Origin of the sequence: Pseudomonas sp. RGM 3321 (assembly GCF_022836805.1) — a bacterium.
Classification (GTDB): Bacteria; Pseudomonadota; Gammaproteobacteria; order Pseudomonadales; family Pseudomonadaceae; genus Aquipseudomonas.
This window is the reverse complement of sequence record NZ_JALHBH010000070.1, coordinates 1-8672: the sequence shown is the minus strand read 5'-3', so window position 1 is coordinate 8672 and position 8672 is coordinate 1. Positions and strand designations below refer to the sequence as shown.

General features: G+C 57.4%; 8 protein-coding genes and 1 pseudogene. 4 read left to right on the top strand and 5 right to left on the bottom strand.

What is annotated here, in order from left to right:
* Positions 1–769: 769 nt before the first annotated feature.
* Together RGM3321_RS00440 and RGM3321_RS00435 are read right to left on the bottom strand one after the other, a co-directional pair.
* Positions 770–998, bottom strand: a pseudogene (locus RGM3321_RS00440) (IS3 family transposase); the annotation flags it as partial.
* 96 nt (positions 999–1094) lie between these two features.
* Complete coding sequence (locus RGM3321_RS00435; protein WP_244391088.1) at positions 1095–1280, bottom strand: hypothetical protein; 186 nt, start codon at positions 1278–1280, stop codon at positions 1095–1097.
* 1185 nt (positions 1281–2465) lie between these two features.
* Between RGM3321_RS00435 and rbsK the strand changes: the two genes are divergently transcribed.
* Genes rbsK through RGM3321_RS00420 form a run of 3 tightly spaced genes read left to right on the top strand, consistent with a single transcriptional unit; the run spans position 2466 to position 5817 of the window.
* Complete coding sequence (gene rbsK / locus RGM3321_RS00430; RefSeq protein WP_244391086.1) at positions 2466–3392, top strand: ribokinase; 927 nt, start codon at positions 2466–2468, stop codon at positions 3390–3392.
* Between the two features lie 29 nt (positions 3393–3421).
* Positions 3422–4753 carry an L-fucose:H+ symporter permease gene (gene fucP / locus RGM3321_RS00425; protein WP_244391084.1) on the top strand — a complete coding sequence of 444 codons (1332 nt, stop codon included), beginning with the start codon at positions 3422–3424 and terminating at the stop codon, positions 4751–4753.
* Positions 4750–5817 carry an aldose 1-epimerase family protein gene (locus RGM3321_RS00420; protein ID WP_244391082.1) on the top strand — a complete coding sequence of 356 codons (1068 nt, stop codon included), beginning with the start codon at positions 4750–4752 and terminating at the stop codon, positions 5815–5817. Before fucP ends, RGM3321_RS00420 begins: the two co-directional genes overlap by 4 nt.
* 5 nt (positions 5818–5822) lie before the next feature.
* On the opposite strand, the gene deoR is transcribed toward RGM3321_RS00420, so the two are convergent.
* Positions 5823–6593 (bottom strand): DNA-binding transcriptional repressor DeoR, encoded by a 771-nt coding sequence (gene deoR / locus RGM3321_RS00415; protein WP_004664542.1) that lies wholly within the window; start codon positions 6591–6593, stop codon positions 5823–5825.
* Between the two features lie 102 nt (positions 6594–6695).
* Between deoR and deoC the strand changes: the two genes are divergently transcribed.
* A complete protein-coding gene (deoC, locus tag RGM3321_RS00410) occupies positions 6696–7376 on the top strand; it encodes a deoxyribose-phosphate aldolase (protein ID WP_244391080.1) in 681 nt (226 codons plus the stop codon).
* A 34-nt stretch (positions 7377–7410) separates the two neighbouring features.
* Here the strand turns inward: deoC and RGM3321_RS00405 are convergent, their stop codons facing one another.
* Positions 7411–7659: a hypothetical protein gene (locus RGM3321_RS00405; protein WP_244391078.1), complete on the bottom strand. Its 249-nt coding sequence runs from the start codon at positions 7657–7659 to the stop codon at positions 7411–7413.
* A gap of 357 nt (positions 7660–8016) precedes the next feature.
* Positions 8017–8349 carry a hypothetical protein gene (locus tag RGM3321_RS00395; RefSeq protein ID WP_044317586.1) on the bottom strand — a complete coding sequence of 111 codons (333 nt, stop codon included), beginning with the start codon at positions 8347–8349 and terminating at the stop codon, positions 8017–8019.
* Positions 8350–8672: the final 323 nt, after the last annotated feature.

Genomic DNA, 8672 nt, shown 5'->3' with positions numbered 1-8672 from the left:
GGCGCTATTTTAAGGGAAATCGATGAGTTAAAAGCGGGAAAAGTCTGATTATCTGACCAGGCGAGCTTTTTTGAACCTGAGGCCATGAGGGTGTAAAAAATCGATGCCTATTTCAGACCTTCCTTAATTCCTTTTAAGGTTTTCGCAAGGGCTAGCATGATACTAAGATTCCCGCGCTGACGGAACAGGGAGGTCGTTTTCCCTGTTTTCCAATTCCCATGCTGCATGCTCGCGCTACATTCGACGGCGATTGACTGCGCTGACTGGAAATATCGTTGGGGTCGGGTCAGCTTCAGCGCTGCTAAACAGAGCGCACGGGGGGGGGGGGGGCAGTCGAGCACAGCTTAATGATAGTGCGGTGCTTCCGATCCCGATTCAGATTCAGATTGTTCAGCGTACGAACTGGCAGTCTTCAGAAATAGGCGTCTTGGCAATGTCGCCCCTGCCGGTGCAGGCCAGAGTTATGCGACCACCCTTTTGCAACTGAGCTATAGTAGGGTCTTTTGCATCTTCAAATGAAAACTGGGGTTCCATGAATTGATTGACTCCACCTTGCAGCGTTACGTAAGGACGACCCCGGAAATCTGTTGGGACAGAGCAGAAATTAAGGGTGGCAATGCCAAGGACGTAGGCTACGGCTCTCCAGCCGGTGGCATTTAGCCTCCCAAGGAGAGTTCGATGGGCGTTTTTTTAATCGGTTACGACTTGATATCTCCAGAAAATGACTACTCGGCAATTATTTCTAATATTAAGAGATCCACAACGACAGCCACTTCCCTTGAGCCCAGATGTAGGTGATGTCACCAGACCCGATTCGGCACCGGCTCATCAAACTCTCGACTCAAGATGTTCGGAATATAAGACCGCTCAACCGTCGCTGGTTTGTAGGCGTGTGATTCAGGCTGTTCGCTGACCAACTCCAGTTCCCGCATCAGGCCTCGCACCTTGAACCGTCCAATTTGCTCGCCGTCTTCCAGCATCATCGACACGATGATGCGGCGTGAAGATGCGACCGTGTGACCGCATCTTCACAGGCATGTACAGGCTTGAAGCACATGTTATTTTTACCGCATATAGCGTGTATCGTAAAAAACTCAACCTTCGCCGCCACCGCTGCACGAAATCAGTTCAATAAGTCCCATTTGATACCATTTATTCTGGCAACTCCACCCGTGTTCAAATGTAAACGCACTTGCAGTGCCGCTGAATGCAACGCCCAATGCGAGCGCCAAGGCGATTCCAATATTTCGCGAACGCACTTTCTTCATATTGTCTTTCATAAATGCTCCATAGTTTTAGCAGGTAATGCGAGCCTGTAAAGGCTGCATGAACGTCACAATACCCTACCGACTTTAACGCTTTATTGTTGGCACTCAAGGTACACTGCCGCGGCCCTAAACCGTGACCAGGCAAACAGCGACCCTAAGTTAGCTACATGATTTTTGATTTAGAGATGCGCTTCTCTATGGCACATTTGAGTACTGAAACCCAATACGATCAATAGCACAAATGGGCTAATAGCCTCATGCCACAAGGTCAGGCAGCACACGCGTCCCGGTGTCAGAATATTTGTCGCCTCTCCGGTTTTTCCTAGGTTTTTTCTGAAAAGTACTAGATTGCCGTCAGAAATCGCGTCCACAAGCTTTTCTGATTGTCAGATCCTGTTTCTGCCGTCCTGGCTGCAACGCTTTGCGGATCTCGAAGATGACGTACTACGGCCCCGATGGATCGTTGATTTGCAGGGTGTATGCCCAATTTCGTAGCGCCTTGGTCTGACTCACTTTGCACTTCGGTAAATCAGACCAAGGATCAATACTGGCAGCTGCTTGGGCAGCCGATAACGTATCGGACAGAACGTGCGTGGTCGCTGGGTGGTCGGATCAATGATCGGTTCGCCGGCAGGATGTTTCTCCGCGCTGTATTTGCGCGAAAAGCAGTGATATGAACACGTGACGTGCACCGCCAAAGTTTCCTGGCCAGCCTACTGACGATTTCGAAGAAAAACGACATGTTCAAAAGAGTCGACCAAAAGCTGTCGGTCAGATGTGTCCAAGAAATTGTTGACGACTTAAAAAGCGGTCAGGTGCAACCGACTAAACCATCCAAGATTGCACTAATTTAGACACCCTTTTCCTTCCGAGGTCTATATCGGGCAGGTTCGAATCCCTCCTTCACCGTCATATTTGAAACACACAAAACCCCTGAATTCGTTTAAGAATTTCAGGGGTTTAGTGGTTTCTGCGCCTGAAAAAATGGTCGTGGGATCGATTGCTTAGCAGCAGGCCTCACACGCGGAACACCCCCTTTCTCCGATCCGGAACGGCCACCCAAACGCCCTGCAGGCGTTTTGATAGCGCACGCTCATATCAAAAAATAAAGATTGAATCCTCACATAAAATGTTATTTAAATAACAAAAATAAAGGCCGCCGATGCTTCCGTCGGCGCTGGTGAGGTCAAAATAACAATGAGCAAGATTGCAGTCATCGGCAGCAACATGGTCGACCTGATCACTTACATCGAACGCATGCCCGCCCAGGGTGAAACGCTCGAAGCACCGCGCTTTGCCATGGGCTGCGGCGGCAAGGGCGCCAATCAGGCCGCGGCCGCGGCGCTGCTGGGTGCCGACGTATTGATGCTCAGCAAGGTCGGCGACGATGCTTTTGCCGATACCACCCTGGCCAATTTTCAACGGTTGGGCATTGATACGCGCTTTGTCGAACGGGTGCCGGGCGTGTCGAGCGGCGTGGCGCCGATCTTCGTCCAGGAGAACTCCCACAACAGCATCCTCATCGTCAAAGGCGCCAATGCCCACCTGAGCCCGGCCGATATCGACCGCGCCGAGGCGCAGCTGCGCGATTGCGCTTTGATTGTGCTGCAACTGGAAGTCGAGCTGGCGACCGTTTACCACGCCATCGCCTTCGCTCACCGGCATGCCATCCCGGTGCTGCTCAACCCCGCCCCGGCCTTGGCCGGCCTGAGCCGCGAGCACCTGGCGCAGCTGGATTTCCTGATCCCCAACGAAAGCGAGCTGGCACTGATCAGCGGCCAGCCGGTGACGTGCGCCGAGGAAGCGGCTCAGGCTGCACGCCAATTGGTCGCGCTGGGCGTACGCCACGTCATCGTCACCCTGGGCGAACAAGGGGCGCTGTACGTCGGCGCCGAAGGCGAGTGGCAGGTGCCAGGGGTCAAGGTTCAGGCGCGTGACACCACCGGTGCCGGTGACGCCTTCATTGGCTGTTTCGCCCGACACTGGAGCCAGGACGGCAATATTCGCCAGGCCATGCAGCAGGCGGTGGCCTACTCCGCCTGCTCGGTCACCGGCCTTGGCACGCAATCTTCTTACCCCGATGCGTCCACGTTTGCGCGATTCCTCGATGCATCGGCCAACTGACACTCACCAGCATCTCGCGGAGAACAATAATGAATAAGCCTGCGCTGCAACAAACCCCGGACGGGTTCTACCTGAACCGCACGCCGTGGTTCGCCTTCCTCCTGCTCTGCAGTATCTTCGCCCTTTGGGCGGCGGCCGCGAGCATGAACGACGTGCTGATCGCGCACTTCAAGAAAGCCTTCATGCTCAGCGATTTCCAGACCGCTTTCGTCCAGTCGGCGTTCTACCTGGGCTACTTTTTCGTCGCCATTCCGGCGGCACTGGTGGTGCGCCGCTTCAGCTACAAGACCACCATCCTCATCGGCCTGATGCTGTACCTGTTTGGCTGCGCCCTGTTCTTTCCGGCGGCGTCGACCGCCAAGTACGGCATGTTCCTGATGGCGCTGTTCGTCATCGCCGCCGGTCTGTCGTTTCTCGAGACCGCGTGCAACACCTATTCGACGCTAATGGGGCCGCGGGAAACCGGCACACGGCGCCTGAACATCTCGCAGACCTTCCACCCATTCGGTGCCATGACCGGGGTGTACGTCGGCAGCTTCGTGATGTTCAAGGATACCGACGCCACCAGCGAACAGCTGGCCCAGATGAGCGCCAGTGAGGCTGCGGCGCAGCAATTGCAGATGATCCAGTCGACCCTGCTGCCGTACAAATGGATGATCGCGGTACTCATATTGATGTTCATTCTGATCGCCATCTCCCGCTTCCCCGCGTGCAAGGGCAACGGCACCGTCAGCGAACCGCGGGCGAGTATCGGCCAGAGCCTTGGCCGTCTGCGACGCAATCCGCGCTTCTGCTTCGGTGTACTGGCGCAGTTCCTCTACGTCGGCGCGCAGGTCGGGGTGTGGAGCTTCACTATTCGCCTGGCCATGCAAATGGGCGGCATGAACGAGCGCAGTGCCTCGTGGTTCCTGCTGACCACCTTTGCCGCCTATTTTATCGGCAAGATGATTGCCAACCTGCTGATGCGCAAAATGCACCCGGCCAAAGTCCTCGCGGTGTATGGCGTGCTGTGCATCGTGCTGCTGGCCTACACCATTCTGGTGCCGAACATCACCGCGGTGTATGCCGCCGTGGGGGTCAGTGTGTTTCTCGGGCCTTGCTGGCCGACCATCTATGGCCTGACCATCGACGGGCTCGGCGAGGACACCGGTGTCGGCGGCTCGTTGCTGGTGATGAGCATCGTCGGCGGTGGCGTGATGCCGATCTTCCAGGGCCTGCTCAGCGATGCCAATGGCGGCAACATGCAGATTGCCTATAGCGTGCCGCTGCTGTGCTTCGTGGTCATCGTGATGTACGCAGTGCACTGCATGCGTCAGCCGCAACCGGTACTGGGTGGCTCGGCCACGGCGGTGGCGCAATGAGTAGCGAAACGTTGCGCCTGCCGCTCTACCCACAGCTCTGGGACCAGGCCAGCCGGCTGCTGCTCGAATCAGCGAATTTCAGCGTGCGTGCCTGGACCTACCCCAGCGGCGTCAAGGCGCTGTCACTGGAAAACAGCCGCGGCAAGCTGGTAATCCTGCCCTGGCAAGGGCAAATGATCTGGTCAGCCGAATTCGACGGCGTTGATTTGACCATGCTCAATATGTTCACCCAGCCGCGGCCCAGTGCCAGCGTGATCGGCACTTACGGCTGCTTCATGTTTCACAGCGGCCTGTTGCGCAACGGTTGCCCGGGGCCCGAAGATGATCATGCGCTGCACGGCGAAATGCCCTGCGCACCGATGGACGATGCCTGGCTGCAAACAGGCGAAGACGAGCACGGCGCTTATCTGCGCCTCGGCGGCACCTGTGAATACGTGCAAGGCTTCGGCGACCATTACCGGGCCAGCCCGAGCGTGACCCTACGCCCGGCCAGCGGGCTGTTCGAGATCGGCATGCAGGTGGTCAATCTGGCCGGCAAGGCCATGGACCTGATGTACATGGCGCACATGAACTACGCGTACGTCGACGACGCCCGCCTCACCCAGCCGCTGGGCTGCGAGCGCACACGGGTGCGCGCCAGCGTGCCGGCCCATGTGCGGCCGACGCCGGCCTGGAGCGCCTATATCGCCGAACTCAGCCAGGACCCGGCTCGCCTCAGGGTGCTCGACTCGCCTGCGTTGTATGACCCGGAGATCGTCTGCTTCTTCGACGATGTGCGCAGCGACGCTCAGGGACAGGCGCACTTCTTCCTTGATCATCCCGACGGCGCAGCGTTCTACACCCGCTACAGCCCCCGGCAATTTGAACATGCCGCGCGCTGGATCCTGCATAACACCGATCAGCAGGTGGCGGCCTTCGTCCTGCCCGCCACCTGCGAACCGGAGGGCTACCGCGCTGAACTCGCCAAAGGCAACGTGCGCAGCCTTGCGCCCGGTGCCAGCGCCGAGTTCAGCGTGACCACCGGTTACCTGAACGCAGCCGAACGCCGGGCGCTGCTACCGTGATGCCTCTAGATTACAAGCTGCGCCCCACCCGCCTCGATGGCCTCGCGGTAGCTACGCGGGATTTTCTTATCGCTGACCACGCAATGGAAGTCGCTCAAGGCACCGAAGTGCGCAGTGCGAACGGCGTCGAATTTGGAGTGATCGGCCAGCAGCAGGCTTTGCCGGGCCTGGCGCATGACCTTCTGCTTGACCTCCACCTCGTGAAAATTGAAGCAGGTGACGCCGCAATCCAGGCTGACCCCGGCCGCCGAGACAAAGGCCCAGGTCAGGCGCACACCATCGAGAATGCTGGTTTCGGCGTGGCTCTCGAACACCTGGTTCTTGCGGTGGAATACACCGCCGCACAGGACAATGCTGCAGTTGGGTTTCTGCTGCAGCTTGAGCAGCACGTTGAGCGAGTTGCAAACCGCGGTGAACTCCAGCTCGTCGGGGATGAAGTCGACCACGAAAGGGATCGTCGTGCCACAGTCAAAAAAAACCGTGTCGCCAGGACTGATGAAAGCAGCGGCCAGCTTGCCGATGCGGCGCTTCTCCTCGACATGGCGGGTGCCCTGCTCGCTGACCCGGTAATCCCCCGGTTCAGGATCATCGTGGGCGCGGGTGATGTAGCCGCCCAGCAGCCTTAACTGCCCGGGGTGCCGGCTGAGGTCGCGACGCAAGGTCATTTCGGACACCTCGAGCAGCGCCGCCATCTCCCGCAGATGGATGGCTTTCTGATCCTGGAGGGCCTGTTGAATCTGTTTGATGCGGTCGGTTTTCTTGACGTCCACGGGCATCCCGGCAATCCGTTGTTAGTGTCGCTAGAGTAACACCAAGTGTTAATTTTATAACTTACGGGTATCCACCCAAGTATTTTTAATGATGACAGGAATCCTTTGATGAATTCACTCGAACCCGCTGCACTGGCCCAGGCCATCGACCACACCTTGCTGGCCGCGGATGCCAGCCGAGAGCAGATTGCCACACTTTGCGCCGAAGCCCGGGAACACGGCTTCTACTCGGTGTGCGTGAACTCCAGCCAGGTGCCTTTTGCCGCTCGACTACTGGCCGGGTCTGCCGTAAAGGTCTGCGCGGTGGTGGGCTTTCCGCTGGGCGCCGGGCTGAGTGCCAGCAAAGCGTCAGAAGCAGCCCTGACGATCGCCGCTGGAGCGCAGGAAATCGACATGGTGCTGAACATCGGCTGGCTCAAGGACGGCCTGTTCGATGAGGTCCGCGATGATATCGCCGCGGTGCTACAGGCCTGTGGCAAGGTGCCTCTCAAGGTGATCCTGGAAACCTGCCTGCTCGATGAGGCGCAGAAGGTCCGCGCCTGCGAGATCTGCCGCGAACTGGGCGTGGCATTCGTCAAGACCTCGACCGGCTTCAGCCGCAGTGGCGCGACGCTTGAGGATGTGGCACTGATGCGCCGCGTGGTCGGCCCCGATATCGGCGTCAAGGCGTCTGGCGGAGTACGTGACGTGGCCACGGCCAGAGCAATGATCGAAGCCGGCGCAACACGCCTGGGCACCAGTTCCGGGATTGCGATCGTGACAGGCGCAGGTACGGGGGCAGGCTATTGAGTCTGCGGGCTTTGAACATCAAAGCCCGCTGCACTTAGCTCAGATCGATCACGCCAGCCATGGCCGTGAAATGACTTTGCTTGTGCTGAACCTTGTCGAGAACCTGCGCAGGGGTCGACTCACGGAATACCACCATGTGCCCGACGTCCTTACCGCCCTCGGTCACGCGTTCGATGTCGTTGATCATCCAAGTGGTCAGCTCTTTGGCAGTAATGCCCAGTTCGGCCGCTACTCGCTGGTGAAGACGCTCGGCGTCGTGTTGATTGAGTTGATCGCTGTTCATGGGGCTGGCTCCTTCAAGGGGTGTTAAGTTCAGTCCCCGTGAGGGCTTCACAGTTCAGTCGGGTTTGAGCGGGCTGCGGACACCATGTCATTTCGGCTTTGCACCAGGCTCTCGACACTCCGGGGATTTGCATATTTATCTTGCGCCGGGAGGGTTCAGGGAGGCTGTAAACCGAGAAAGCAATCAGCCCGAAGGCCATCTCAATTCCATGACTGCGATACTGACTCATGGCCGATCAACTTCAGCTACAGGCAATGTCAGCTTTGGATCGTTTGTTGCCCCTCGCGACATGCAGCAATCGGCCAATTGCGGACGATTAGCGCATTGAAATTCTGGCTCTATTTCGCCATTCGGTTGTCAATTGCGTTCAGGGCAATGCCACACCAGGCAGTGCCACATACTGCCAGGCACCGTAAATTGCACCATTAGCATCTGCGACTCGGCGTGGTCCGGTGCTTCGATATAGCTAAATACCAAATTCGGGTAAATTTCCTGACCGAATTCCAGAAATGCCTCAGTGGGCACATGCTTTTTCGCCAAGCTCGCCGTTAGTAGATGCCACTCGCCGGTTGAAAACGCTCTCAGCGCCCTCCGCCACTCGACGTACTCCTTGTTCAGAAACAGGTCATGGATACAGCTGGTTAGCTCTTCTTCCGTCTGGTCGATTTTGTCGGTGGGGGTAGTCAACATTCCAATCCGTGGTGGTTTACAAAAGAGCCTTAGTATAACCGCCTACCGGTTGCTACCGGTGCCGGCCGGCTACTATGGTTCGAAAGCGGTCATCCACGGCCGATGGCTATCAACCCGAAGCGGTAGGTCGCGCAGGCAGCACTTCGGCATCGTCGTGAAGCGGCTGACTACAGAGATGAGGATTTATATGACGACAACCCCCCGGTGTCAGGGTAGTTGTCGTGTCCCCCGCTTTTTAAAAAGTATTCCGGGGGCGGCAAGAGTATGGTCATGCCTTTCTACTCAGAAGAACGTAAAGCTGCACTGCTGAAAATGATGCTGCC